The sequence below is a fragment of the Myxococcus sp. AB056 genome, assembly GCF_006547365.1.
GTDB classification, from domain to species: Bacteria; Myxococcota; Myxococcia; order Myxococcales; family Myxococcaceae; genus Myxococcus; species Myxococcus virescens.
In genome coordinates this window covers 1-25,126 of the sequence record NZ_VHLB01000085.1, presented here as the reverse complement: position 1 = coordinate 25,126, position 25,126 = coordinate 1, and the positions used below count along the sequence as shown (strand labels likewise).

General features: G+C 68.8%; 20 protein-coding genes. 14 read left to right on the top strand and 6 right to left on the bottom strand.

Features of this window, described 5'->3' with window-relative positions; all coding sequences use genetic code 11:
• Window positions 1-46 precede the first annotated feature (46 nt).
• From FMP39_RS28965 to FMP39_RS28920, 10 genes are all read left to right on the top strand, one after another.
• Window positions 47-943 carry a metalloregulator ArsR/SmtB family transcription factor gene (locus FMP39_RS28965; protein ID WP_141593360.1) on the top strand — a complete coding sequence of 299 codons (897 nt, stop codon included), beginning with the start codon at window positions 47-49 and terminating at the stop codon, window positions 941-943.
• Complete coding sequence (gene metH / locus FMP39_RS28960) at window positions 940-4,455, top strand: methionine synthase (RefSeq protein WP_141593359.1); 3,516 nt, start codon at window positions 940-942, stop codon at window positions 4,453-4,455. The genes FMP39_RS28965 and metH overlap by 4 nt, the downstream gene beginning before the upstream one ends.
• Before the next feature lie 725 nt (window positions 4,456-5,180).
• Window positions 5,181-6,113: a Hint domain-containing protein gene (locus tag FMP39_RS28955; RefSeq protein ID WP_141593358.1), complete on the top strand. Its 933-nt coding sequence runs from the start codon at window positions 5,181-5,183 to the stop codon at window positions 6,111-6,113.
• Window positions 6,114-6,231: 118 nt separating this feature from the next.
• Entirely contained in the window at window positions 6,232-7,002 is a 771-nt protein-coding gene (locus FMP39_RS28950) for a hypothetical protein (RefSeq protein WP_141593357.1), read from the top strand.
• 29 nt (window positions 7,003-7,031) lie between these two features.
• Entirely contained in the window at window positions 7,032-8,363 is a 1,332-nt protein-coding gene (locus tag FMP39_RS28945) for a hypothetical protein (protein ID WP_141593356.1), read from the top strand.
• Between the two features lie 88 nt (window positions 8,364-8,451).
• Entirely contained in the window at window positions 8,452-9,963 is a 1,512-nt protein-coding gene (locus FMP39_RS28940; RefSeq protein WP_228558421.1) for a S8 family peptidase, read from the top strand.
• A 160-nt stretch (window positions 9,964-10,123) separates the two neighbouring features.
• A complete protein-coding gene (locus tag FMP39_RS28935; protein ID WP_141593354.1) occupies window positions 10,124-10,882 on the top strand; it encodes a hypothetical protein in 759 nt (252 codons plus the stop codon).
• A 159-nt stretch (window positions 10,883-11,041) separates the two neighbouring features.
• Window positions 11,042-12,232 (top strand): hypothetical protein, encoded by a 1,191-nt coding sequence (locus tag FMP39_RS28930; RefSeq protein WP_194858603.1) that lies wholly within the window; start codon window positions 11,042-11,044, stop codon window positions 12,230-12,232.
• A gap of 36 nt (window positions 12,233-12,268) precedes the next feature.
• A complete protein-coding gene (locus FMP39_RS28925) occupies window positions 12,269-13,213 on the top strand; it encodes a Hint domain-containing protein (protein WP_141593352.1) in 945 nt (314 codons plus the stop codon).
• A gap of 277 nt (window positions 13,214-13,490) precedes the next feature.
• Window positions 13,491-14,429 (top strand): Hint domain-containing protein, encoded by a 939-nt coding sequence (locus FMP39_RS28920; RefSeq protein WP_141593351.1) that lies wholly within the window; start codon window positions 13,491-13,493, stop codon window positions 14,427-14,429.
• 67 nt (window positions 14,430-14,496) lie between these two features.
• On the opposite strand, the gene FMP39_RS28915 is transcribed toward FMP39_RS28920, so the two are convergent.
• A complete protein-coding gene (locus FMP39_RS28915) occupies window positions 14,497-15,678 on the bottom strand; it encodes a hypothetical protein (RefSeq protein ID WP_141593350.1) in 1,182 nt (393 codons plus the stop codon).
• Window positions 15,679-15,935: 257 nt separating this feature from the next.
• Here FMP39_RS28915 and FMP39_RS28910 point away from each other — a divergent pair, with 257 nt between their 5' ends.
• Entirely contained in the window at window positions 15,936-17,852 is a 1,917-nt protein-coding gene (locus tag FMP39_RS28910) for a HEAT repeat domain-containing protein (protein WP_228558420.1), read from the top strand.
• Between the two features lie 64 nt (window positions 17,853-17,916).
• Here the strand turns inward: FMP39_RS28910 and FMP39_RS28905 are convergent, their stop codons facing one another.
• A complete protein-coding gene (locus FMP39_RS28905) occupies window positions 17,917-18,516 on the bottom strand; it encodes a hypothetical protein (RefSeq protein ID WP_228558419.1) in 600 nt (199 codons plus the stop codon).
• Between the two features lie 139 nt (window positions 18,517-18,655).
• On the opposite strand from FMP39_RS28905, the gene FMP39_RS28900 reads away from it, so the two are divergent.
• Window positions 18,656-19,747, top strand: coding sequence for a hypothetical protein (locus FMP39_RS28900; RefSeq protein ID WP_141593348.1), 1,092 nt, complete (start codon window positions 18,656-18,658; stop codon window positions 19,745-19,747).
• A 65-nt stretch (window positions 19,748-19,812) separates the two neighbouring features.
• A complete protein-coding gene (locus FMP39_RS28895) occupies window positions 19,813-20,652 on the top strand; it encodes an FRG domain-containing protein (protein WP_194858602.1) in 840 nt (279 codons plus the stop codon).
• A 70-nt stretch (window positions 20,653-20,722) separates the two neighbouring features.
• Here the strand turns inward: FMP39_RS28895 and FMP39_RS28890 are convergent, their stop codons facing one another.
• The 3 genes from FMP39_RS28890 to FMP39_RS28880 form a co-directional block, all read right to left on the bottom strand.
• Window positions 20,723-20,947, bottom strand: a complete 225-nt coding sequence (locus tag FMP39_RS28890; RefSeq protein WP_141593346.1) for a DUF2934 domain-containing protein — start codon at window positions 20,945-20,947, stop codon at window positions 20,723-20,725.
• Window positions 20,948-21,105: 158 nt separating this feature from the next.
• Window positions 21,106-22,380 carry an A/G-specific adenine glycosylase gene (gene mutY / locus FMP39_RS28885; RefSeq protein ID WP_228558418.1) on the bottom strand — a complete coding sequence of 425 codons (1,275 nt, stop codon included), beginning with the start codon at window positions 22,378-22,380 and terminating at the stop codon, window positions 21,106-21,108.
• Window positions 22,377-23,204 (bottom strand): SDR family oxidoreductase, encoded by an 828-nt coding sequence (locus tag FMP39_RS28880; RefSeq protein ID WP_141593345.1) that lies wholly within the window; start codon window positions 23,202-23,204, stop codon window positions 22,377-22,379. The genes mutY and FMP39_RS28880 overlap by 4 nt, the downstream gene beginning before the upstream one ends.
• 96 nt (window positions 23,205-23,300) lie before the next feature.
• On the opposite strand from FMP39_RS28880, the gene FMP39_RS28875 reads away from it, so the two are divergent.
• Window positions 23,301-24,284 (top strand): PD-(D/E)XK nuclease family protein, encoded by a 984-nt coding sequence (locus FMP39_RS28875; protein WP_141593344.1) that lies wholly within the window; start codon window positions 23,301-23,303, stop codon window positions 24,282-24,284.
• Window positions 24,285-24,288: 4 nt separating this feature from the next.
• Here the strand turns inward: FMP39_RS28875 and FMP39_RS28870 are convergent.
• On the bottom strand, window positions 24,289-25,126 hold an 838-nt coding region (locus FMP39_RS28870), incomplete at its 5' end, for a ThiF family adenylyltransferase (RefSeq protein WP_228558416.1).

Below are 25,126 nucleotides of genomic sequence, written 5' to 3'. Positions count from 1 at the left end.
GAGTGCTGGCCTTGTGCCCGGCATCGACATATGTTGATGCGGCGATATGGAAGAGCTGTCCCAGTCATTCAGGGTGCTCGGAGACCCGACGCGGCTGCGCATCCTCCGGTTGGTGGCAGAGGCCCCGTTGAATGTGACGGAGCTGGTGTCCCTGGTGGGCGTGGCGCAGTCCTCCGTGTCCCATCACCTGGGCAAGCTGAAGGGCCTGGGCCTGCTGCGCGAGGAGCGCCACGCGGGCTACAGCTACTACTCGCTGGCCCTGGAGCAGGCGGACGGCCGCTGGCCGCTCATCCAGATGGCGCGGCAGGCGGAGGACGCGGCGGGGGACTCGGCGCGGCTGAAGGATTTGCTGCGGGCGCGCGAGGACCGGCAGGCCCTCAACGAGCGGCTGCTGGAGCCGGGGCAGTCGTGGTTCCTGTGGGCAGGCGCGCTGGCGTCGCTGCTGCCGCCCCTGGAGGTGGCCGACTTCGGCTGCGGCACCGGCGTGCTGAGCGTGGCCATCGCCCGTTGGGCGCGGCGCGTGTGGGCCATTGACCAGAACGCGGACGCGCTGGACCAGGCGCGGGAGCGGGCGGGCCGCGAGGGCCTGGAGAACATCCGCTTCCTCCGCGAGGACCTGCACCGGCTGTCGCTCGCGTCCGGCAGCCTGGACCTGGTGGTGATTTCGCAGAGCCTCCACCACGTGGAGGAGCCGCAGGCGGTGCTGGCCGAGTCCGCCCGCCTGCTCAAGCCGGGCGGCCGGCTGGTGCTGTTGGAGTTGATGCCGCACGAGGAGCGCTGGGTGCTGGAGCGGCTGGGCCACCGGCACCTGGGCTTCGCGCCTGAATCCCTCGAAGCCGCGCTGCGCGAGGCCGGCTTCACGTCCCTGACCCGGGAGACGCACGCCCGGGACGGGGCCAGCCCCTTTCGTGTCTTCCTGCTGACTGGAGTCAAACCGTCATGACGAGCCCTGTCCCCGCTGCCCTCCCGCTGCCTCCTGGTGAGAACGGCCGTCGCGTGGAGGCCCTGCGCGCCGCGATGCGTGAGCGCGTGCTGGTGCTGGATGGCGCCATGGGCACGCTGCTCCAGAACGAGGACCTCAAGGCGGCGGACTTCGGCGGCCCGGAGTACGAGGGGTGCAACGAGCACCTCGTCCTCACGCGCCCCGAACTGGTGGAGTCCATCCACGCGCGCTACTTCGAGGCCGGCGCGGACGTGACGGAGACGGACAGCTTCGGCGGCACGCCGCTGGTGCTGGCGGAGTTCGGCCTGGGCCACAAGGCGCTCGAAATCAACGAGGTCTCCGCCCGGCTGGCGCGCAACGCCGCCGCCGCCGCCGAGGCGAAGGACGGCCGCATGCGCTGGGTGGCGGGCTCCATTGGCCCCACGACCAAGGCCATCAGCGTCACCGGCGGCGTCACCTTCGAGGAACTGGTGGACAACTTCGCGGTGCAGGCCGAAGGGCTCGCGCTGGGGGGCTCGGACTACCTGCTGATTGAGACGGCGCAGGACACCCGCAACGTGAAGGCGGCGCTGCTGGGCGCCGAGCGCGCGTTCCAGAAGCTGGGCTACGCGCTGCCGGTGGCGGTGTCCGGCACGATTGAGCCCATGGGCACCATGCTGGCCGGGCAGAGCGTGGAGAGCCTGGCCGCGTCGCTGGAGCACACGGACCTGCTGTACCTGGGCCTCAACTGCGCCACGGGCCCGGACTTCATGACGGACCACCTGCGCTCGCTGGCGTCGATGAGCGCGTTCCCCGTGTCGTGCGTGCCCAACGCGGGCCTGCCGGACGAGAACGGCAAGTACCTGGAGACGCCGGAGATGCTGGCGCGCTCCGTGCGGCGCTTCTGTGAGCAGGGCTGGCTCAACGTGGTGGGGGGGTGCTGTGGCACGCACGCGGGGCACATCGAGACGATGGCCAAGGCGGTGCAGGGGCTGAAGCCGCGCGCGGGCTCGCCGCGTCCCCGGGCCTCGCTGTCGGGCGTGGACTACCTGGAGGTGACGGACGAGCAGCGCCCCCTCATCGTGGGCGAGCGCACCAACGTCATCGGCAGCAAGAAGTTCAAGGAGCTCATCGTCGCTGGCCAGTTCGACGACGCGTCGGAGATTGCGCGCGCGCAGGTGAAGCGGGGCGCGCAGGTCATCGACATCTGCCTGGCCAACCCGGACCGCGACGAACTCGAGGACATGCGCAACTTCCTGGAGGCGGTCATCAAGAAGGTGCGCGTGCCCTTGATGATTGACTCCACCGACGAGCGCGTCATCGAGATGGCGCTCACCTACAGCCAGGGCAAGGCCATCATCAACTCGGTCAACCTGGAGGACGGCGAGGAGCGCTTCGAGAAGGTGGTGCCGCTGGCGCGCCGCTTCGGCGCGGCCCTGGTGGTGGGCTGCATCGACGAGGTGGGCATGGCCGTCACGCGCCAGCGCAAGCTGGAGGTGGCGGAGCGCTCGTACGAGTTGCTGACGAAGAAGTACGGCATGAAGCCGGAGGACCTGTACTTCGACCCGCTCGTGTTCCCCTGTGCCACGGGGGACGCGCAGTACATCGGCAGCGGCGTGGAGACGATTGAAGGCGTGCGCCTCATCAAGCAGCGCTTCCCGCGCTGCAAGACGGTGCTGGGCATCTCCAACGTGTCCTTCGGTTTGCCCGCCGCGGGCCGCGAGGTGCTCAACTCCGTCTTCCTGTACCACAACGTCCAGGCGGGCCTGGACATGGCGCTGGTCAACTCGGAGAAGCTGGAGCGCTACCCGTCGCTCCCCGAGGAAGAGCGCAAGCTGTCCGAGGACCTGCTCTACAACCGCGGCGCGGACCCGGTGACGCCCTTCGCGGCGGCCTTCCGTGAGCGCAAGGCCGCGCGGGTCCAGGTGAGCACGCTGCCACTGGAGGAGCGGCTCCAGCGCTACATCATCGAGGGCACGCGTGACGGCCTCACCGCGGACCTGGAAGCGGCCATGCAGAAGTACACTCCGCTGGAAATCATCAACGGCCCGCTGATGAAGGGCATGGATGAGGTGGGCCGCCTCTTCGGCGCCAACGAGCTGATTGTCGCGGAGGTGCTCCAGAGCGCCGAGTCCATGAAGGCGGCGGTGGGCTTCCTGGAGCCGCACATGAGCAAGGCCCAGGCGGCCATGCGCGGCAAGGTGGTGCTCGCCACGGTGAAGGGCGACGTGCACGACATCGGGAAGAACCTGGTGGAAATCATCCTGGCCAACAACGGCTTCCACATCGTGAACCTGGGCATCAAGGTGCCCCCCGAGCAGTTGGTGCAGGCCGTGCGCGAGCACCAGCCGGACATCCTGGGACTGTCGGGCCTGCTGGTGAAGAGCGCGCACCAGATGGTGGCCACCGCGGAGGACCTGAAGCGGGCGGGCGTGGACGTGCCGATTCTGGTGGGCGGCGCCGCGCTCAGCCGCAACTTCGTGGACCGCAACATCGCCCCGGCCTACGGCGCCGGCACGGTGGCCTACGCGCAGGACGCGATGAACGGGCTCGAGCTGGCCAAGCAGATTGTCGACCCGTCCTCACACGAGAAGCTGCGCGGCGAGCTGGCCGTCCGCCGGGAGAAGCTGGCGCGCGAGGTGAAGGAGCGGCCGGCCCCGGCGGCGGTGGTGACGCGCGGGCGCAGCGCCGACGTGAAGGTGCTGGACGCCGTGCCGACCGCGCCGGACTGGGAGCGGCACGTGCTGACCAACACGCCGCTGGACCACATCTGGAAGTTCATCAACCCGGTGATGCTGTACGGGCGGCACCTGGGCCTGCGCTCCTCAGCGCGTGTGCTGGGGACGCCGGCCGAGGCGGAGCTGGCGAAGACGGAGGAGGGGCGCAAGGCGCTCGCCCTCAAGGAGGCCGTGGAGGAGCTGAAGGGCTTCCTGCGCGGCGGCCTCATGCAGGCCCGCGCGGTCTTCCAGTTCTACAAGGCGGGCAGTGACGGCAACCGGGTGGTGCTCTTCGACGGCGCGTCCGGCAAGGAGGCCGCGTCCTTCGACTTCCCGCGCCAGGACCGCGAAGGCGGCCTGTGCCTGGCGGACTACCTGCGCCCGCTGGAGGGCGGCGCGCCGACGGACAACGTGGCCATGTTCGTCGTCACGGCGGGCTCCGGCATCCGCGAGCTGTCCGAGGAGCTGAAGGCGAAGGGCGAGTTCCTGAAGATGCACGCCGTGCAGGCGCTGGCGCTGGAGACGGCGGAGGGCTACGCGGAGCTGCTGCACACGCAGCTGCGCAGCATGTGGGGCACGCCGGACCGGCAGGACATGACGATGCTGGAGCGCTTCCGCGCGGAGTACGTGGGCAAGCGCTACTCCTTCGGCTACCCGGCCTGTCCCCGGCTGGAGGACCAGTCGAAGCTGTTCGCGGCGCTGCGGCCGGAGGACATCGGCGTGCAGCTCACGGACGGCTCCATGATGGAGCCGGAGGCCTCGGTGTCCGCCATCGTCTTCCACCATCCGCAGGCGTCGTACTTCTCCGTGACGTGACGGCTCGGAAGTGAATGCTGGCAGTTCGTCCCGCCGCGCAGGCAATGCTCGCCCGCGGCGGGACGCCAGGCGTCGCCGCTGCAATCCTTCACTCGCCGAGGCTCCGCCGTGCGGAGCGGTGTAAGGGGTTGCACGGATGTCGCTGCTCTGACGGCAGGCAAAGACTCTCAGGATTGGCGTAAGGGATTTTATCTAGCGCCTCTGAGATGGGGTGTATGTTTTCAGGGCGCCTGGACGCCATGAATCCATGTCATCTCAATCTGGCAGAAAAAGAGTTGAAGGTATTGATTGCGGGTTCACTATCGGTATGATGCCGACCGTTCCTGCAGTTCAGTTGAATGGGGGCGCCTCGAGCGCCCTTGAGGGGGGAGACACCGCCGTGAGACTCCAGGCGAAGCGCTGTCATTTCCGTCGCACCGTCAGGAGCGCATCCGCTCCTGGCCGGGCCGCGAGGTCGTGGACCCTCCAACGGCCGGGTGCCGCCTAGCACGTCCGCTTCTTCCAGCGGAACCCACGCAATCACACGCAAAGTTCCAGGCATTGCCCGCTGGCGGTTCGCGAGGAGCCTGTTCTTCTCACGCGTTCGCGGGATTGCCAGCGCAGAAAACCGCTCCCGGAGCATGGCAGTGGGGCCGTGTGCCCATGGCACGGGTGCGGGCGACAGTCCCTGTCGTCATCACGTTCTCGGCGACAGGGGACGTGAGTCTTTCCACTCAGGAGGATGCATGAAGAAGACATTTCTGCCGACGCTCGCGGTTGCCTTCGGAATTGCCACACAGGCCACGGCGGCGTGGGTGCCCAGTCACTATCGTTGCGCGTTCGACCAGCTCACCTCGGACCAGGCGCGCGGCCGTCAGTCCTGGGCGAAGCGGTGGGCAGACGCGGACCCGTACAACATCTCGACCGGGAAGGATCAGCGCTTCTGGGCCACCGTCTACAACCAGGACGCGCAGGACGCCCTCAACCTGTACAACACCCATGTGTACCCGGTGTATGTGGATCCGAACACGGGCTATGAGCCCTGGCGCGGCCCCGGCGCGCTTGGCACTGACACCGCGGCCCTCACCGGCAACCAGATTGACGCGCTGAACCACCTCGTGAAGCCCGTGCATATCGTCATGGACGGCGTCTGCGAGCCGGGCTGCTACACCCCGGACCAGAAGGTGCTCTTCCAGGATGGTTACGTTCCCATCCAGAAGGCGCAGGAGGCTGGTACCGCCGAGCTCGTCACGCTCTCCCCGGATGCGTCGTTCGGCAACCTGCGCACGATGCCGAACACGGTGGAGCGCTACACCCTGGACCGTGACGCCGTCCAGCAGGACATCCTCGTCTTCCGCACGCGGTCGGGGGGCAGCCTGTCCGTGACGCTCGAGCACCCGCTCGTCACCGCCGAGGGCTCGATGAAGAAGGCCAAGGACTTCGTCGCCGGAGAGCACCTGGTCCGGCAGGACGGCACGACGGACGAAATCACCGGCATCCAGCAACAGGCGTGGTTCGGCAAGGTCTACAACCTGCGCCCCGTCACCCACGACCTGACCTCGAACATCCTCGTGGCCGAGGGCTACCTCAACGGCTCCGGGCGATTCCAGAGCGAGTACGTGGAGGAGCTCAACCGCCTCATCCTCCGCGTCAACGTCCCGGATGAGCTCATCCCGTAAGGGGTGACTCCTCCCTGAATCCCAGGCAGCCCCGGACCGGGCCCCCGGCAGACACGGGGGCTCCGTCCTCCCTGATTCACAGACGCGAGGTCCACCGAAGATGGCCCGTTTCCCTTTCATGCCCAGAACAGTCCTACCCCTCATCGGCGCCCTGGCGCTGGCGGCGGCGTTTGTCTTCTGGCTGCTGCTCCCGGAGCCGTCTTCCGTGCCGCCATCCGCTCCGCCCGTCGCGGCGGTGCCCGAACCTCGTCACGTCCCGGCGCCCGCCACCGTGCCCACGCCGCGCCCGGGACTGGCTCAGGGGGCCACCATCCTGGTCAACACGCCGCTCGCGCCGGCCTCGGGCCCGGTGCCAGCCGCGCTCGCGCGGCCTGGCTCCCCGCTGGATGCGGTTCGCCAGCGCGTCATGGCCGCGAACCCGGACCTGGCGCAGTTCCGTCACCTGCAACGCAAGGTGTTGCGCAAGGGTGACGAGCAGGCGTCGCTCCAATCCCTCTTCAAGGACCGCGAAGTCATTGATGCCGCGAAGGCGGACCTGCTGGCCACCGGGGAGCGGACCTTCTCCGAGGATGCGCAGTTCCGGCGGCTCTATCAGGTGGAGTTCCTGGGCTCCGCGCTCGAGTGGAAGGACAACCCGGAGCGCCCCGCGCTGCTCAACGACATCGAGGAGCTGCTGCGCGCCGACAACCTGAACCCTGACATGGAGCTCGAGCTGCGCCGCTCCCTGTCGGGCGACAAGGTCGAGCTGTTCATGATTCTCCTGCACAACGACCGGGCGCGGGCCGAGTCCATGCTGCAGGGCCTGCACGGCTCCCGCCTGGGTGCGCTGCTCGAGCACGCCCGGACCCGTTACGACGCGCTCTGGGCGCTCGCCGCGAAACAGCCATGACACCCGGCGCCCCCACCGTAGGTCTCCGCATGTCTCGCCGCTCCATCCCCCTCTGGCTGCTGCCAGCGCTCGCGGCGTGCCAGTCCCCCGCGCCCTTCGAGGGGCCCCTCACGCCCTCCGAACATCCCGTCCTCATCGGCGGCGGAGGATGCCTTTCCCCCTCCTGGAGAATCATCCAGTTCGGCAGCCCTGGTGATGACGTGGCGGTGGACGTCGGGCTCGACGCCGACTGCCACATCTTCGTGGCGGGCACCACGTTGGGCGTGCTGGAGGAGGAGAGCCTCACGCGAGGCCAGTTCCAGGACGCCTTCGTGGCCAGCCTGGATGTCACCGCCCAGCCCCGGTGGCTGCGTCAGTACGGCTCGGCGTGGGACGACACCGTGAAGGGCCTCGCCGTCTCTCCCCAGGGCGAAACCTATGTGGTGGGCAGCACGCCCTCGGCGATGCCGGGCGCCTTCAACCTCGGTCAGGGGGATGCCTTCGCCATCAAGCACGATGCTGGAGGCGCGCTGGAGTGGCTCGTCCAACGCGGCTCCGCCCAGGAAGACACCGGGCTCGGCGTTGCCCTTTCGCGGGACGGCCGCCACGTCTTTCTCGCGGGCGGGTCGATGGAGAAGCCCGACGTGAGCTTCGACATGCGCGTCGAGGTGCTGGACGCGCGGGATGGGATGGGGCTCGAGACGCGGCGCCATGGGACGGACGGCCATGACCGGGCGGAGGCGGTCGCCGTCAGCGCGGATGGCTCCGTCGTGCTGGTGGGCGCCACGCTGGGTGGGTTCGCCTCGGCGAACGCGGGCTCGTTCGACACCGTCCTCGCTCACCTCGACCCCGCGCTGGGATTGACGTGGGCGCGGCAGCCGGCCACTCCCGACATCGACGCGGGGCTGAAGGTCGCCATCGCGCCGGACGGCTCCATCCTCATGCTGGCGCTCTCCTTCAGCGACCTGGCCACGGGCCGCGCGGAGAACGACGGCATCTCCTCCGCCTTCCTCCTCAAGTACGACCCGCTGGGGCGCCTGCACTGGGTCCAGCGCATCGGCTCCCCCCGTGAGCTCCACCGCGCGACGGGGCTCGCGGTGGACGAACACGGCGCCATCTACGTCGCTGGAGGGACGCACGGCGCCATGGACGGTCCCAACCAGGGGGGCCGGGACGCCTTCGTCGTGAAGTACGACGCCCACGGAACGCGCCTGTGGGCGCGACAGCTGGGCACCCCGGGCATGGACGAAGCCCATGCCGTCGCGCTCACCCGCGCGGGGGATGTCGTCATCGCTGGCTACACCACGGGCCGTCTCGGCGGAGCCCATGCCGGAGGCCAGGACGTCTTCGTCGCCCGCTTCAACAGCCGCGGGCAGCAGTAATCAACCAAGGAGCCGTTTCATGCACGGAAGAACTGGAAGGCGGAAGAGCTCGGTTTCGCAGCTGTTCGTCGCAGTGCTCGCCCTGACAATGGCGCTCCCCGCGAGCGCGGCGGATGGCCTCGAGCTCAAGCCCCGGCCACTGGCACGCAAGGGCGTGGTGGAGCTGCGGCGCAACGTGGAGATTCCGCGCGTCGTCGTGAAGTTCCACGAAGGCACCCGCGTTCGCCTGCGCGGAGAGCAGCTCGTCGCGCTGTCCGAGACGCGTGGCGCGCGCGAGCTGGGGCAGTTGAGCCAGCGGGGCCTGACGGGCCCGTCCGTGGCGGCGGACATGGCCGCCGTGGCCTCGCTCGTCGCCGCCGACCCGCATGCACGCGGGCTGGGCCGGATGTTCACCGCCGACGAGAAGCTGCTCGACACGCGCAAGTTCGCGACGGAGACCCTCAGCGGTCAGGAGGTCGCCGACCTGAACCTCTACTTCGAGGTTCCCATCCGCCCCGGCACCACCTTCGAGCAAGTCAGGGACCTGGTGGAGAAACTCGACGCGCTGCCGAGCGTGGAGACCGCCTACGCGGAGCCCGCCGCGGAGCCCGCCGCGGTCAACTGGCCCAACTTCCTCACGCCGATGCTGCTGAAGGCCGGCCCGAACCTCCAGGGTGAGCAGGGCTACCTGGGCGCCGCGCCCACCGGCATCGACGCGCACTACGCGTGGACGGTGGCGGGTGGCAGCGGGGCGAACGTCAAGGTCGTGGACGTGGAGGGCGGCTGGCGGACCACCCACGAGGACATGCCTGGCCTCTTCCACCAGGGTGGCACCCAGTTCAACGACCTGAGCTGGCGCAACCACGGCACCGCCGTGCTGGGTGAAATCGTGGGCGTGTCCAATGGCTTCGGCGTGACGGGTATCGCCCACGCCGCTCGGGCGGGCTACGAGTCCATCGGCGCCCAGAGCGCGGCCAGCGCCATCGCCAATGCCGCGGTCGCCGCGGGCGCTGGTGGCGTCGTCCTCATCGAACTGCACCGCCAGGGGCCGCCCAACAGCACGCCGTGCACCTGCAACTTCGGTCAGTGCGACTACATCGCCATGGAGTACTGGCAGGCGGAGTTCGACGCCATCGTCCAGGCCACCTTGAATGGCGTCGTGGTCGTCGAGGCCGCGGGCAATGGCAGCTCCAACCTGGATGACGCCGCCTACAACAACGCCTTCAACCGCGACGTGCGCGACTCGGGCGCCATCGTCGTCGCGGCCGGCTCCTCGCAGGGCCGCGCGCCGATGTGCTGGACGAACTACGGAAGCCGCCCCGACGTCCACGGATGGGGCGAGAACGTCGTCACCCTGGGCTATGGCGATCGCTTCAATGGCGGCACGGAGAACACCTATTACACCGCCACCTTCAGCGGGACCTCCAGCGCCTCGCCCATCATCACCGGCGCCGCCGCCTCCCTCCAGGGCGCGCTCCAGGCCCGCGGCCGGTTCCCGCTGAGCCCGCTGGCCTTGCGTGACGTGCTCTCCAGCACCGGTAGCGCCCAGGCCCCGGATGCCCGCCGCATCGGCCCTCGTCCCGACCTGCGCGCCGCGCTCAACCGCCTGGGCATCTTCTAGGCCCCGGCGCTCGTGAACCCCGCCCTGGAGTGAAGCACCGCTCCAGGGCACCGGCCCCTTCCCGAAGGGGCCGGGCCCCGGGCCGTTCCCTCTTCTTGGGCGTAGACCCCTGCAAGGACCTCAGATGCCACGTTCTCCAAGACGCACGGCAGGGATTGGCGTGGGTGTCGCCTGTGTTGCCGCCGCGCTGCTCTTCGCGCTCTGGAACGGTGCGGGTCGGGCTCCAGCCCCGCCGCCAGAGGCACCACCTCCGGCCCCCTCCGTCACGGCGTCCGTTCCCCCCGCGCCACCCGCCGCGCAGCCCCTCGTGGAGCCGCTCGCGGAGGATGCCACGCCGGTGGTCATCTCCGAGCCCGCCGCGCCGGGCGAGGCCGTGGGGCAGCGCCGCCCGCGGTTCCGGGTGGACGACTTGAGGGATGAGATGATGGCCAGCAACCCCGACCTGGCCCAGTTCCGGACGCTGCAGCGCAAGGTGCTTCTCAAGCCAGAGGAGCGGGAGCAACTGCGCGGCATCTACAAGGACCGCGCACGGATTGAAGTGGCGCGGCAGGACTTGTTGGCTGAAAGCGAACAGACCTACAGCGACGACAACCAATTCCGCCGGATGTACCGGGTCGAGTATCTGGGGATGGCGCTCGAATGGAAGGACAATCCCGAGCGGGCGCATCTGCTCGATACCGTCGAATCGCTCGTGATGGCACGCAACATCCGCTCCACCCAGGACCTGGACGTGCGGCGCTCGTTGTCGGGAGACAAGGTGGAGATGATGATGATTCTCCTCCACAACGACCGGGCCCGAGCGGAGCAGTTGCTGGCGCAGTCCCGAGGCACCCCATACGAACCCCTGCTCGAGTACGCCCGCGTCAGGTTTGACGCGCTCTGGGCGCTCGCGCGTCAACAGCAGACATCGAATCCCTGAGGTCGCTCCACCATGTCCAGCATCCCGCGTTGCTCCATCCTCGTAGGTCTCCTCTCGCTCGGTTGTGGTTGTCACGCGTCGTCCTCCGAACCGGGCGCGGCCGAGCCCATCCTCAGCCAATTCCAGACGGACGGTTGCGGGAACCCTCTCACGGGGGAAGTGCTCGTTCAGTTCGGGTCCGAAGCGGACGACCAGGCGGTGGCGCTCGGGCGTGACGCCGAGGGCAACGTCTACCTCGCGGGCAACACGGGTGGTGCCTTCGGAGAGCCGGGAGAGCAGGGGGGCGGGCAGGATGTCTTCCTGGCGAAGCTCTCCTCGCTCCTGCAGTTCAACTGGGTTCACCAGTTCGGTTCGCCGGGCGAGGACTCCGCTCGGGACCTGGTCGTCACGAGCGAGGGACAGGCGCACGTCGTCGGCATCACGCAAGACTCGCTCCCGGGGCAGTTCTCCGCGGGTGGCGCGGACGTCTTCGTGGCCCGGTATGACAGCCAGGGGCATCGCTCCTGGCTCGTCCAGCACGGCACACGGGAGGAGGACTACGGCCTCTCCGCCGCGCTCCGTCCGAACGGACGGATTGGCATCGCGGGGGCCACGCTGGAGGCGCCGGCCAATGGCTTCGACGTCACGCTGCTCCAGATTGACGACCAGGGCCAGCAGGCCCACAGGGAGGTCTTCGGCTCCCTGAACCAGGCCCATGACCGCGGTGAGGGAATCGCCGTGTCACCGAGCGGGAGGACCTGGGTCGTCGGCTCGACCCAGGGCCGCCTGGCCGCTCAACCCAAGGGCTCCACGGACCTCTTCATCCGCCAGTTCGACGGTGCCCAGAACCTGGAGTGGACCGCCCAGGTGGGAACGCCAGACATCGACGCGGCCATCGCGGTCGCCCAGGACGGGAACGATCGCATCTACGTGCTCGCGATCTCCTACAGCGACCTGACCCAGCCCAACGCCTTCGAGAACGACGGCATCCCCAACGCCTTCCTGATGCGCTACTCGACGTCGGGCGAGCACAAGTGGACGCGCCGCATCGGTCCGGCCAGCCACCTGAGCCTGGCCACCGGGCTCACCGTCGACAGCGCGGGCCATGCCTATGTCGCGGGCTGGACGGCCGGTGCGATGACGGACACGCCCAACCAGGGCGGGCTCGATGCGTTCGTCGCCCGGTTCGACAGGTCGGGCACCCAGGACCGCGCCTGGCAGTGGGGGACGGACGCGGACGACCAGTTGCGCGATGTGGTGATGACCAGCTCAGGAATGGCTCTGGGGTGGGGAACGACCCGAGGAAACCTGGGGGCACCCAACCAGGGCGGACAGGACGTGTTCGTCGTCCAGTTCGCGACGAGCCCGTAGCAGGCCGTTCTTCAACCAACCATCAGGGGGTAAGACATGAAGAAGACCATCTTCGCGGTCATCAGTTCGCTGACGATGTCGTCGTCAGCCTTCGCCGCGTGGGCGCCCAACGAATATCGCTGCACGTTCGACCAGCTCTCCGCGGATCAGGCCGAGGGCCGCCAGCGTTGGGCGAAGCGCTGGCAGCAGCAGAACCCCTACGGCATCACGACGTGGGGAGGCCTGGACCATAACTACTGGCACTCGAGTTACACGCTGGAGGCCAACCAGGCCGTGGCCATGGGCTATTGGCTGTACCCCGTCTACGTGGACCCAGACAACATGTACACGCCCTGGAAGGGACCGGGCGCGTATGGGACGCCGACGGCGTCGTACACGGGCGCGCAAATCCAGAACAACGTCCCCTATACCTTCAAGCCCACGAACATCCAGATGGATGGCGTGTGCGAGCCGGGTTGCTACACGCCGGACCAGAAAATCCTCCTGTCCGACGGCGCCATGGGCATCCGCGAGGCCCTGGAGTCCGGGCGCACGGACCTGGTGACGCTCTCGCCCGAGGCGTCGTTCTCCGCCGTCGAACTCCTGGACAACAAGGTCGAGCACTACACGCTGGACCGTGATGCCACGAAGCAGGAAATCCTCACCTTCCGCACCCGCTCCGGCGGAGAGCTGCGTGTCACCACCGAGCACCCGCTCGTCACGCCGGACGGCACGCTCAAGCGGGCCCGTGAACTCGGAGTGGGTGACAGCCTCGTGGACCGCCATGGCCAGGCGGACGAAATCGTCTCCCTGGACACGAAGTGGGAGTACACCCGCGCCTACAACGTGCGGCCGGTGACGACGGACCTCACGTCCAACATCATCATCGCCCAGGGCTACCTCAATGGCTCGCAGCGCTTCCAGAGCGAGTACGTCGACGAGATGAACCGGATGATTCTGCGCAGCAACGTGCCGGAAGTCCTCGTCCCCGCGGGCGAGTAGCCGCATCCCTGCCGCCGGGGCGTTTGTCCTGTCGCTCCGGTGGCCCGCTGTTCACAAACCCTGTCCCCAGCCATCCGGTCCCGCCTGCTTCTGGCGGGCACCGGATTTTGTCGTGTCCACAGCAGGATTTCACCGAGGTCGAATCATGACAATGTCATCATTGATGAAAGACAGACGCACCCTGGGACTGGCCGTCCTCACCGCCTTCTGTGGCTCGCTTGGAGCAGCGAGCGCGGCCCCAGCCGGCGGGCCTGAGGGGAGGCAGGAGGAACTCGTCATGGTCGAGGAGTTCCCCGATGACGGCGGTGGTGGTGGTGGCGGCGGCGGTGGTGGCTGGTTCCCCGTGAACTACCGGTGCTCGAATGACCTGGTCAACGCGGACCAGGCGGAGGGGCGCCAGAAGTGGGCGAAGCGCTATCAGCAACAAAACCCCTATGGCGCCACGGCATGGGGCGGGCTGGACATGCGCTTCTGGAATTCTTCCTACTCCATGGAGGCGTTCAACGCGGCGGCGGCGGGTTACTGGCTGTACCCCGTCTACGTGGACCCCAACAACATGTACTCGCCTTGGAAGGGACCGGGTGCGTCTGGGACGCCGACGGCGTCGTACACGGGCTCGCAAATCCAGAACAACGTCCCGTACACCTTCAAGCCCGCGCACATCCAGATGGATGGCCTATGCGAGCCCGGCTGCTACACGCCGGACCAGAAAATCCTCCTGTCCGACGGCGCCATGGGCATCCGCGAGGCCCTGGAGTCCGGGCGGGCGGACCTGGTGACGCTCTCGCCTGGGGCCTCGTTTGGCGCGCTCTCCTTCATGAAGAACCGGGTCGAGCACTACACGCTGGACCGTGACGCCACGGAGCAGGAAATCCTCACCTTCCATACCCGCTCCGGCGGAGCGCTGCGTGTCACCACCGAGCACCCGCTCGTCACGCCGGATGGCACGCTCAAGCGCGCCCGTGAACTCGGGGTGGGTGACAGCCTCGTGGACCGCCATGGCCAGGAGGATGAAATCGTCTCCCTGGACACGAAGTGGGAGTACACCCGCGCCTACAACGTGCGGCCGGCGACGACGGACTTCACGTCCAACATCATCATCGCCCAGGGCTACCTCAATGGCTCGCAGCGCTTCCAGAGCGAGTACGTCGACGAGATGAACCGGATGATTCTGCGCAGCAACGTGCCGGACATCCTCGTCCCCGCGGGCGAATAGCGGCGGATGCCCTGCCGGGCCCGGAGCACCTTGCAGGCAGCTCCGTGCCCGGCGCGTCAAAGACGCCTCACATGCCCATGGGCTCCATGCCCAGGATGAGAGAGCCGTTCTGGGTGAAGAGAGGCCAGTTCTGGGTGGTGCCGGACCAGCTTGCAATCGTCACGCGCCACGTCTTCTTGAGGAACCAGAAGCCGACCCGGACCCAGAGCTTGATGTTGCCGGAGAGCGCGGTCAGGTTCAGGTTGGACCGGAGCGTGTAGTCGAGCGAGTAGAACGGCCAGAACAGCTCGGCGAAGGCTGGCAGGCTGACATTGACGAGGACCAGGTTGCCCTCGACGCCAACCCCCGCGACGATGATATCCACCCCCGCGGACGCGGTGGCGTTGGCCCAGCCTCCCGCGGCGGTGGTCAGCCTGGCGATGGTCGGGCCAACCTGCCCGGAGACGGTCAGCTTCACGCCGCCGCCCACGGACGCCGCCACGGAGACTGGAACCGGTCCCACCATGAACCGCTTGGAGACGGAGAAGAACGTGCGGCTCCAGTTGATGGGCGTGATTTCAAAGCTGGTGTACAGGTTTCCGGACCAGATTTGCTGGCCCATGGCGTAGAGCCGGGCGGTGCCGCTGTTGTTTCCGCCCTGCTGGCCGGTGAGCTCCGCGCGGCCCCGGACAATCTCTCGCTCCGCGCCAAACGCCACGGCGAAGACCTTGCCGTCGGCATAGGCCTCGACCTTCTTCTCCGCGACACCCGTCGCCGGAGACGCCGTCATCGCCGCATCGATGATGTAGCCCGCACCGAAGAGGCTGTTGCCGAAGTCATTCTTCCGGTAGTAGCTGCGGCTGAAGGGGGTGGTGCCGTTGGATGGAGGCGTGACTTCCGTCGCCACCACGACCGCGGGCTGCACATTCTCGATGTGTGCCTCGGGAATGATGCCCTGGTTGATGGTGATGTTCGGGCTGCCGTCGACCGGGTCTGTCCCCAGTTCGCCGCCCGTCCGCGCGAGCTCGTCATTGATGATGATTTGCTGCTCGGTCGCCGAATACGAAGGTGAGAACGGGTACGTCGACTCCCAGGGATAGTTGTTGTTGAGCTGATAGCCCGTTGGGTAGGTCGTGGCGGGAAAACTATCCGGGTTGACCGTGTAGATGACCGGGTCGACATACGCAGGCACCTGTGCCTGCGCGGCCTGCGAAGCCACCACTGCGAACAACAGCGCTGCGAAACCCAAAGTCGCTTTCGGCTTTTGCATGTGCGGTGTCCTTTCGGGGGCAGTCAAACAGAGCCCGAAATCAAGAAGGCTCAGTACAGGCATGTCACTGCGGGTGTCAATCGTTCCATACTCGTAGAGGATAGTTTTTGGACGGTCGCTGTGTGCAGGGGGATGGCTGTTGTCTGCCTTGAGGCGGCCAGCCCCTAGGCGAAACCCCCTGATGCATGCTAGCGATTGGCGCCATGCGCCCCGTACCGAAGCGTCGTCAAGCCTTGTCGCTGGCAGCCCTTCTTGTCTTGGGACTTTCCGCTGCATGGTGGTGGAGCCGGACGGAGGCGGCCATCCCCAATCCGGCTTCGGAACCCTCGCGCGCGACTGCGACGCTTCAGCCGTCCCTGTCGCAGTCCGAGCCTGAGCCCGCGCGCGCCAGCGTGGATGGAACGCGGGCCTGGGTGCCGGGCTCGGAGTACCGGTATTCGCTGGATGTGACGCAGCAGGTGGCGTTCAAACAGACACAGCCGCAGGGCGACGCGCCGCCGTCCATGCGCTTTCACCTCAAGGGCGAGTGGCGAGTGGGCATCGTCAGCGCGAACGATACGCGGGTCGATGCACGGGTGAGCCTGCTGCCTGAGAATGTCTCCGTCGATGTCGAGGGGCATGACGCGCTGTCACCGGACCAGCGGCAGATGCTGATGGGGAGCCTCTCCCTCCCGTTCTTCGTGACGCTGGAGCGCACGGGGGCCGCGCGGCTCGTCCACATGGAAACGGGCACGGACGTGCTGGCCCAGGGACTGCTCCGCTCGGTGGTGGCGGCGACGCAGTTCGTGGTGCAGGGCGTCCCCGGAGCGGGCTGGCAGAGCGAGGAGCACGACGCCACGGGCCAGTACGACGCCGCGTACCGGCGCGTGGAGGAGCCGCTGCGCTTCTCCAAGTCGAAGCTGGCCTATACCCATGTGGCGACCGCGCAGGGCCTTCAACCGCTCGCGAAGGACAAGCTTCGCATCGAGGTGCGCACCGATTCGCGGTTCCAACTGGGCGCGGACCTGTGGACGGAGGCGCTGGTGGCCAGCGAGCAACTGGAGGTGGACGCGGGGGACGGCATGCCCCGGGCGAGTCACGAGCTGCGGCTGAGCTTGCGGCTGCTGGGGCGGAGTCGGGACACCTCGTTGCCAGGTGCGCTGACCGCGCTGCGAGACCGGCTGACCACCGTCCCATTGGCCAGCATCCAGGGCCAGGCGCAGGACCCGCAGGCTCACCACCGGCAGATTCTGGGCGGGCGCCGCTTCGAGGACATGCTCGGGGACCTGCGCGCGCTGCCCAAGGACGAGCAGGCGCGGGACGACGCGAGGACCCTGGCGATGGAGCGCCTGCGCGCGCTGTTCGTGCTGGAGCCCGCGGAGGCCCTGAAGGTGCCAGGGGTGCTGCATGAGGGGCTGGAGCCGCTCGCCGCCAGCCCGATGTTGGGCGCGCTGTCAGCGGCCAGCACGACGGAGTCGATTCAGGCCCTCTCCCGCATCCTCGAGGATGGCGACGTGTCCGTACCGGTCCGTACAGACGCGGTCGCGGCCCTGGGCATGGCGGAGGCGCCCACTCCGGAGGGGGTGGAGGCGCTCCGGGCGCGCGCCCGTGACACGCAGCCGGAGCTGAGGGACACCGCGACCCTGGCGCTGGGCAACGCGGCCATGCGGATGGGGGCCCAGGATGCACGGGGCTCGGAGACGCTCGTCCAGGAGCTGGGCGCGCGTTTTCGTTCGTCGAACTCGGTGGAGGAGAAGGCCCTGTTGATGCGGGCGCTGGGGAACACACGGGACGCCCGTGCGCTCGGCTACATCGAAGAGGGGTTGCGCGAAGCAGCCCCCCAGGTGCGGCAGGCCGCGGTGGAGGCGCTCCGGTTGCTGGTTGACCCGGCGGTGGACCCGCTCCTCGCGCAGCGGCTGCTCGGGGACCCTTCGCCGGAGGTCCGGAAGGCCGTCGTCTTCGCCGCCAGCTTCCGTCCGCTGGGCCCGCTCTTGCCTGCGCTCGAGCAGGCGCTGCGGGGGGACCCATCGGACGGGCTGCGGGCGGAGCTCGTCCAGTTCCTGGGCTCCCGGGTCACCACCACGCTCGAAGTACGCCCGCTGCTGGCCTGGGCCAGTCAGAACGACTCCAACGCCAGCATCCGGCAGGCGGCCCTGGGGTTTCTCGAGGCGGTGTCCGCGAATACCGGCCCCTGAGGCCCTCCGCCTTCTTCCGGCCGCGAGTCGCGCCCCGTCGCGCCGGAAACCGGTGCAGGGCGGCTCAGAAGCGCGCGCCCAGGCTGAGGTCGGCGCTGAAGAGGTTTCCGACGTCCGCGCTGCTGGGGGCGAAGTCCCGCGCCACGAGCACGCGGTAGGTGGCGCGCAGGCCGGCGGTGACGCCGCTGTACCGGTACTCGAGCCCGGCGGCGAGTGGCACCTCCGCGCCCCAGCCCTTCTCGAAGGCGGTGCCCACGTCCATGGGCGTGGGGTGGAAGTAGCTGACGCCCGCGCCCGCGCCGATGAAGGGCTTCCACTGCGAGAAGAGCGTGGGGCCCACCTTGGCCAGCAGGCCGCCGTTGTGCCGCCACAGCGTGCCGCGCCGGGGCTCCGCGTAGCCGTTGGCGGAGCCCTCGTAGCCCAGCTCCAGGCCCACGCCGGAGACAATGGGGACTTCCCCCAGCAGGGCCAGGAACGCGCCCACGCCTGTCTCCCTGCCCACGTTGCCCGACCAGGTCGTCACGCCGCTGCGCACCGTCAGGCCGGAGGCCCCGAAGCCCGGGGCGGGCTGCGCCTTGACGGCGCGGGGCGTCTCCGCGACGGCGGGACTGGCGAGCAATGCCGCCGCCAGGGTGCCCGTCCCCCATCCACAGCGCCTGTTCATGAATGCCCCCTCCCTTGTCCGCCGGGGTGCTTCCCGGTTCTTGGGTGGAACGTTGTTGCCGGACGGGAAGGTCGGGAACCCGGCGCATCGGGGATGGGCAGCCACACCGGAAGGCCGGGGAGGGGATAGAGTCCGCGCCATGAGCGCGCCGAACATCCGCCGAGCCGTCCAGTTGCTGCCTGCCTGCGCCACCACCGGAATCGGGAGCTTGCCGCACACGCAAGTGGAGCTGGGGCTCCAGGCCGCGCTGGCCCTGGACATTCCGTTCCTGCCGCAGTTGCCAGTGGGCAAGCCCTCGGAGTTGATGATTCCCGCGGCCCTGGAGGGGCTGCCGGGCCTGGCCTTCGATGAGGAAGGCCTGTGTACGGTGGACCTCGCGGCCTGGCACGCGGGGCGCGCTGCCTTCGAGGCGCGGCTGGAGGCGGCGTTCCAGTCCGGCCAGTTCGAGGCCTTCGAGCCCTCACCCGAGGCGTGCCGGGCGTGGCGGCCCTTCCTGTGGGAAGTGGAGGCGCGGAAGCTGGCCTTCGCGAAGGCGCAGCTCGCGGGTCCCTTCACGGTGCGCTCGGTGGCGCGCACCACTGACGGACAGCCCGCGCTGGAGGTGCCGGGCCTGGATGAAGCGATGTACCGGCTGTCCCTGGCGCGCTCACTGGCCATGGTGAAGGCGCTGCGCCGCGCGGGCACCACGCCGCTGTTCTATCTGGATGAGCCTGGGCTCTACGCGCTCCAGCGCACGAATCCCCGGCACCTGATTGCCATGCAGGAGCTGAAGCTGCTGGTGGTGGCCTTGCAGCGCGAAGGCGCGCTGGTGGGCCTGCACTGCTGCGGCAACACGGATTGGGCCGCGCTGCTGGACGTCCAGCCGGACCTGCTCTCCTTGGACGTGCGGCTGTCGCTGGACGCGATGGTGGAGGCGGGGGCCGCGCTGGAGCGTTTCCTCGCCGCGGGCGCGACGCTGAGCCTGGGCATCATCCCCACGGACCTGGCGTCCACCTACGAGGTGGGAGAGCTGGTGGACTCAGTGGAGGCCACGCTGAAGGCGGCGCTGCCCGCTGGCTTCACCTTCGCGCAGGTGGTGTCCACGGTGGTGCTGACGCCCGCCTGCGGGCTGGCGATGCGCTCGGTCATCGACGCGGAGCGCATCCTGGAGGAGCTCAAGGTGGCGCAGCGGCGGCTCCGGAGCGCGCTCTCCGCCGAGCGTCCTTCCGTTGACACCGTGAATCCCCACTGAGCGGCCCCGGCCCTGGGCGGGCCCGTCCCGCCGCGATGCTTATTGTGTCGCGGGGGTTCTGGGCCATGTTGGAACAGCGAATCGGGACATGGTTGGAGCTGCAGGACGCGCTCTTCGCCGGGTCGTGGAGCGAGGTGTTGGGGCGTCACCGGTCCACCTTTGTCTTCCGTGGCATGCCTCAGGTGACCAACGACCTGTCCACGGCGCTCAATCGCAAGGGGCTGTTCGTGCGCAAGGAGAAGGACCTGCTGAGGGCCTTCCGGAAGTACGCGCGGAGCTACAGCCCGCAGCCCGTGGAGTCAGTCTGGGACTGGCTCGCCCTGGCCCAGCATCATGGGTTGCCCACGCGGATGCTGGATTGGACCTTCAGCCCCTATGTGGCGCTCCACTTCCTCACCGAGAACCCGGAGTGGTACGGAGAGGACGGCGCGGTGTGGTGTGTGGACTACCGCCAGACGAATCGTCACCTTCCCAGGCGGTTGAAGGCGCTGCTCCAGCGAGAAGGCGCGGATGTCTTCACGGGGGAGATGCTGGCCACGACGGCGTCGGACCTTTCGACCTTCGACCAGCTCGCGAAGCACCCGTTCGTGCTCTTCCTGGAGCCACCGTCGCTGGACGCCCGCATCGTGAATCAGTTCGCGCTCTTCTCGGTGATGAACGGGCCCGAGCTTCGCCTGGACACCTTCCTCGAAGCCCAGGCGGATGGCGTGCGCAAGCTCATCATCCCCGCCGCGCTCAAGTGGGAGGTGCGCGACAAGCTGGACCAGAGCAACATCACCGAGCGCGTGCTCTTCCCTGGCTTCGACGGGCTCAGCCGCTGGCTGAGGCGTTACTACGGCCCACGTGCCTCCGCGCACGCCTCGGACGCGCCCCCGGAGCGCAAGCGGCGGCGCGTGACGAGGTGAGTGGGCCTGGCGGTCCGCCCCCGAGCTCGGCCTGCACTCAGCGGCGGCGCGCCCGTGTGACAGCGGACTGTCACTGACGGCCGAGCCGAAGTTCGCGCTCGGCCTGGAACCAGTCCTGCTCGGAGTTGCCGTGCGTACCGCCCCGGGCCAGGAAGACTTCGTAGGCCCTGCGGGCAATCTGCTCGTTGGTGGGGCCGGGACGCGACTCCGGAGCCTGCGGCCTGGTTTGGGCCGAGGGGGCAGGCGGCTTGCTGGAAGACGGCCCCGTCTGCTTGTTGGCGGTGTGGCGTGCCATGCTCGGATTCCTCCGGTGGAAAGAGTCCGCGGAGATTGGGGCGCGTCGATGCTGAAAGGAACCGGCATGCGGGGGGCCGGGGTTGTCAGTGCGACAGGAGGACTGCCTCTGTGTCGAGCGACGGACAGGCGGCGGATGCGGGGCCGGCGTGGGGGCCTTCAGTCGCCTGGCAGCACGCCCGCTTTCAGCGCGAGGTCGAGCGCTCGCTGCATCGCGGTGCTCATGCCGAGCTTCGCCGCGTCATCCGGGGCGCACCAGCGAAGCTCCTGGAAGGCGGGCGTGCTCGCGGGCCGGCGAGGGCCGGAGACGCGCAGCAGCCGAAGCGAGAGGTCTCGGTGGGTGAGCTGCCGCTTCACGGTGCCCAGCGCGCCTTCCAGAATCACGTCGACGCCCAGCGCGGCGGAGAGCCGGGCGCGGGCTTCGCTGTCCGGCGCGTCGTCGGCGATTTCGGCGGCCGGCAGCTCCCACAGGCCTCCGAAGAGGCCGGCGTCCGCGCGGCGGGCGAAGAGGAGGGTGCCGGCATGGGGCCACACGGCGACGGCCAGCGTCAGCTTCTTGGGCGTGGCGCGCACCTTGGCGGGGGGCAGCTCGTCCACGCGGCCCTTGCGGAAGGCGACACAGGCTCCTCGCACGGGGCACAGCAGGCAAAGCGGGTTCTCTGGCCGGCACGTGGTTGCGCCGTGCTCCATGAGGGCCTGGTTGAAGTCACCGGGCCGCTCGCCCTTCACCAGCGCGGTGGCGAGTGCCCACAGCGTGGCCTCTCGCTGGCGGTCTCCTGGAAGGCCTTCGACCTCGAAGATGCGAGAGAAGACGCGCGCGACGTTGCCGTCCACCAGCGGCGCTTCTTCGCCAAAGGCGATGGAGGCGACCGCGCCCGCGGTGTAGCGGCCGAAGCCGGGCAGTTCGAGCAGCTCCGCGGCGGTGGACGGCAGGGTGCCGCCGAAGCGCGCGACGACTTCCTGTGCGGCGCGGTGCAGGTTGCGGGCACGGCTGTAGTAGCCCAGGCCCTTCCAGCCCGCGAGCACGTCATCCAGCGGCGCCGAGGCCAACGCCCGCGCCGTGGGGAATCGCGCGAGGAACCGCTCCCAGTAGGGAATCACCGTCGACACCTGGGTCTGCTGGAGCATGACTTCGCTCAGCCAGATGGCATACGGGTCCCGGGTGCGGCGCCAGGGCAGGTCGCGCTTGTTCCGGTCGTACCAGTCCAGCAGCGGCCCACGCACGCTGACCAGGTGCGCCCGCTCGGGTGAGACAGTGGCCGCGAGCGGCGCGGAAGGGGGGCGCCCGGCGCGGGGCTTCCGTGCGGGTGCTTCATTGGGCGATGCGGCGGCCGTGGCGGTAGCTCGCGTCTTCGTGGCGATGCCTTCGCGCGGCACCTGCGCGTCTTCTGTAACGGGCTTCGCGCGGGGGGCACGGGGACTGCGGGAGGTCATGCGTCCTTCTTCTTCGAAGCAACCGCCATGCGGCGGGCGACACGGTCGAACAGGGAAGGCACCCACCGATTGGCCACCACCATCACCCGGCCGGGCAGCGTGAGCACGGTGTCGCGCCGTCCACTCCGGCTCGCACGAACCATCGCGTCGGCGACTTCTTCCGCGGACATGGCCTTCAGTGGAATGGCGTCCTGTCGCCAGCCCTCCGCATGGAGGCGGTTCTCCCGGAAGTCGCTTTCGGTGAAGCCGGGCGACACGAGCAGCACCCGGATGCCCTCGGCGGCCAGCTCCGCGCGCAGCGACTCCGTCATCGCATTCACCGCGGCCTTGGACGCGCAGTAGCCGCCCAGCAGCGGCAGTCCCCGGTGGCCCAGCACGGAGCTGACGTTGACCACCTGGGCGCCACGCCGCTTGCGCAACAGCGGCAGGGCCTCGCGCGTCACCCGCCACAGACTGAAGACGTTCAGCTCGAAGACCTGCCGGAGCTGTTCCTCCCCAACGCCCTCCAGCGGTCCGTAGAGTCCTTGGCCCGCGTTGTTGACGAGCACATCCAGCCCACCGAAGGCGGCGTCCGTCTCGCGCACCAGCCGCGTCACGTCGTCGCCCACCGTGACGTCGCACCGCACCGGCAGTGCCCTCACGCCCAGTGACGCCACTTCACGGGCCGCGTCCTCGAGCTCGGGAAGCCGGCGCGCGGCCAGGACGATATCCGCGCCCGCGGCGGCGTAGGCCTTTGCCGCCGCCCTGCCAATGCCTCCGGAAGCCCCCGTGATGAGGACCACCCGGCCCTTGAAGGGTTGGGTCTTCATGCCAGCGCGCACCATACCTTCCCGGTTGCCTGGGGGGACTGTCTTTCAGCGACCAGCGGGGGCCTGTTTCCTCGCCTGTTCCCCTTCTGGTGGAGCGGGCGAACGCCTAGGATGCGCGCCTTCATGCGGCGCCCCCCTCTCAGCAACGACTTCTCCTGGTCCAAGAGCCGCCACGAGAAGTTCTCCGAGTGCCTTCGCGCGTACTACCTCTACTACTACCGCTCCTGGGGCGGCTGGGAGGCGAGCGCGCCCAAGGACGTACGCGAGCTCTACGTGCTGAAGAAGCTGGGCAACCGCTACACGTGGGCCGGCAGCGTGGTGCACGAGAGCATCAAGGACGTGCTGTTGGACTGGCGCGCGGGCCGCGAGGTGGACCCGGCGGCGGTGGAGGCGCGCACGCGCAAGCTGATGCAGGACGACTTCCGGCACTCGCGCTCGAAGAACTACTGGTCGCAGAAGTACCGCAAGCAGTTCACCGGCCTGGTGGAGCACGAGTACGCCGAAGCGGTGCCGGACGAGGCGTGGAAGCAGAACTGGGAGACGGTGCGCTCCGCGCTGTCGTGGTTCTTCTCCTCGCGCTGGAAGGACCTGGCGCACAGCCTCAAGCCCGAGCAGTGGCTGGAGGTGGACGCGGGCTTCGACTTCGCCCACTTCACGCTGGACGGCCTCAAGGTCTTCGCGATTCCCGACTTCGCCTTCGTGGACGCGGACGGCACGCCGGTGGTGGTGGACTGGAAGACGGGCAAGTCGCGCGACGGGTACGACGAGCAGGTGCTCGGTTATGCGCTCTACGTGGCCCAGCGCTACGGCTTCCCGGTGGAGAAGGTGCGCGCCTCGCTCGTGTACCTCAACGAGGGCAAGGAGCAGGACGTCGCGGTGGACCCGGAGGCCATGGCCTCCTTCCGCCGGCACTTCGAGCAGAGCGTGGCGAAGATGCGCTCGCTGCTGAAGGACCCGGCCACCAACACGCCGCTGGACGCGTCCGCGTTTCCGCCCACGGAGTCGCTGACGTCCTGCGCGCGGTGTGTCTTCCGCCGTCCCTGCGGACGCGAGGGCGCCGCGCCCGAAGCGCCCCAACCGCAGCAGGTGGCCTAAGCGCCTAGCGCGCCGACGCGAGCCGCCGCACCACCACGCCCGCCGCGTTCATCCCGAAGCAGGACGTGACGAAGGCCACGCTGCCGTCAATCTGCGTGCGGTGGTCGCAGGTGTGGAACTCGTTGTCCTGCGGGCACACGCACAGGAAGCCGTCGGTGGCGTCGTCGTACTGGAGCGTCACCGGCAGCCGCCGCGCTTCGATGGAGTACACGGCCGTGATGCCCGTGTGCTTGTCCGTCTCCACCGCGTACTTGCGCTTGAGCAGCTTGCGGATGTCCTTGGCAAAGGGGTCCATGTGCGTCTCGGACAGGTCCTCCACGCGGATGGCGGTGGGGTCCAACCGGCCCGCGGCGCCCATGGAGCTGACCACCGGCACGCCCAGCGTCACGCAGCGGTGCAGCAGGTGCAGCTTCGCCTTCACGTTGTCGATGGCGTCCACGACGAAGTCGTACTGGCCCGGCTGGAGCATCTGCTCGGCCACGTCCGCGCGGTAGAACTCGCGCACCGCCTCCACCTTCGCCGCCGGGTTGATTTCCTGGCAGCGCTGCGCCATCAGCTCCGCCTTGGGCTTGCCCACGGCCTTCACCGTCGCGTGGAGCTGGCGGTTGGTGTTGGTGACGCACACGTCGTCATGGTCCACCAGCGTCAGGTGGCCAATGCCGCTGCGCACCAGGCCCTCCGCCGCGAAGCTGCCCACGCCGCCCAGGCCGAACACCACCACGCGCGCGTTGGCCAGCCGCTCCATCGCGGAGTCGCCCAGCAGGCGGCCGGTCCGGTCGAAGCGCCGGGAGAGCTTGAAGGGACGCGCGAGCGAGTCCGGGGCGGTGGGCGGAGTCTCAGGG

Bases quoted from the DNA above. Each gene is read 5' to 3' on its own strand.
- FMP39_RS28965 (WP_141593360.1), top strand. From the start codon at position 47: ATGGAAGAGCTGTCCCAGTCATTCAGGGTGCTCGGAGACCCGACGCGG.
- metH (WP_141593359.1), top strand. From the start codon at position 940: ATGACGAGCCCTGTCCCCGCTGCCCTCCCGCTGCCTCCTGGTGAGAAC.
- FMP39_RS28955 (WP_141593358.1), top strand. From the start codon at position 5,181: ATGAAGAAGACATTTCTGCCGACGCTCGCGGTTGCCTTCGGAATTGCC.
- FMP39_RS28950 (WP_141593357.1), top strand. From the start codon at position 6,232: ATGCCCAGAACAGTCCTACCCCTCATCGGCGCCCTGGCGCTGGCGGCG.
- FMP39_RS28945 (WP_141593356.1), top strand. From the start codon at position 7,032: ATGTCTCGCCGCTCCATCCCCCTCTGGCTGCTGCCAGCGCTCGCGGCG.
- FMP39_RS28940 (WP_228558421.1), top strand. From the start codon at position 8,452: ATGGCGCTCCCCGCGAGCGCGGCGGATGGCCTCGAGCTCAAGCCCCGG.
- FMP39_RS28925 (WP_141593352.1), top strand. From the start codon at position 12,269: ATGAAGAAGACCATCTTCGCGGTCATCAGTTCGCTGACGATGTCGTCG.
- FMP39_RS28920 (WP_141593351.1), top strand. From the start codon at position 13,491: ATGGTCGAGGAGTTCCCCGATGACGGCGGTGGTGGTGGTGGCGGCGGC.
- FMP39_RS28915 (WP_141593350.1), bottom strand. From the start codon at position 15,678: ATGCAAAAGCCGAAAGCGACTTTGGGTTTCGCAGCGCTGTTGTTCGCA.
- FMP39_RS28905 (WP_228558419.1), bottom strand. From the start codon at position 18,516: ATGAACAGGCGCTGTGGATGGGGGACGGGCACCCTGGCGGCGGCATTG.
- FMP39_RS28900 (WP_141593348.1), top strand. From the start codon at position 18,656: ATGAGCGCGCCGAACATCCGCCGAGCCGTCCAGTTGCTGCCTGCCTGC.
- FMP39_RS28895 (WP_194858602.1), top strand. From the start codon at position 19,813: ATGTTGGAACAGCGAATCGGGACATGGTTGGAGCTGCAGGACGCGCTC.
- FMP39_RS28890 (WP_141593346.1), bottom strand. From the start codon at position 20,947: ATGGCACGCCACACCGCCAACAAGCAGACGGGGCCGTCTTCCAGCAAG.
- mutY (WP_228558418.1), bottom strand. From the start codon at position 22,380: ATGACCTCCCGCAGTCCCCGTGCCCCCCGCGCGAAGCCCGTTACAGAA.
- FMP39_RS28880 (WP_141593345.1), bottom strand. From the start codon at position 23,204: ATGGTGCGCGCTGGCATGAAGACCCAACCCTTCAAGGGCCGGGTGGTC.
- FMP39_RS28875 (WP_141593344.1), top strand. From the start codon at position 23,301: ATGCGCGCCTTCATGCGGCGCCCCCCTCTCAGCAACGACTTCTCCTGG.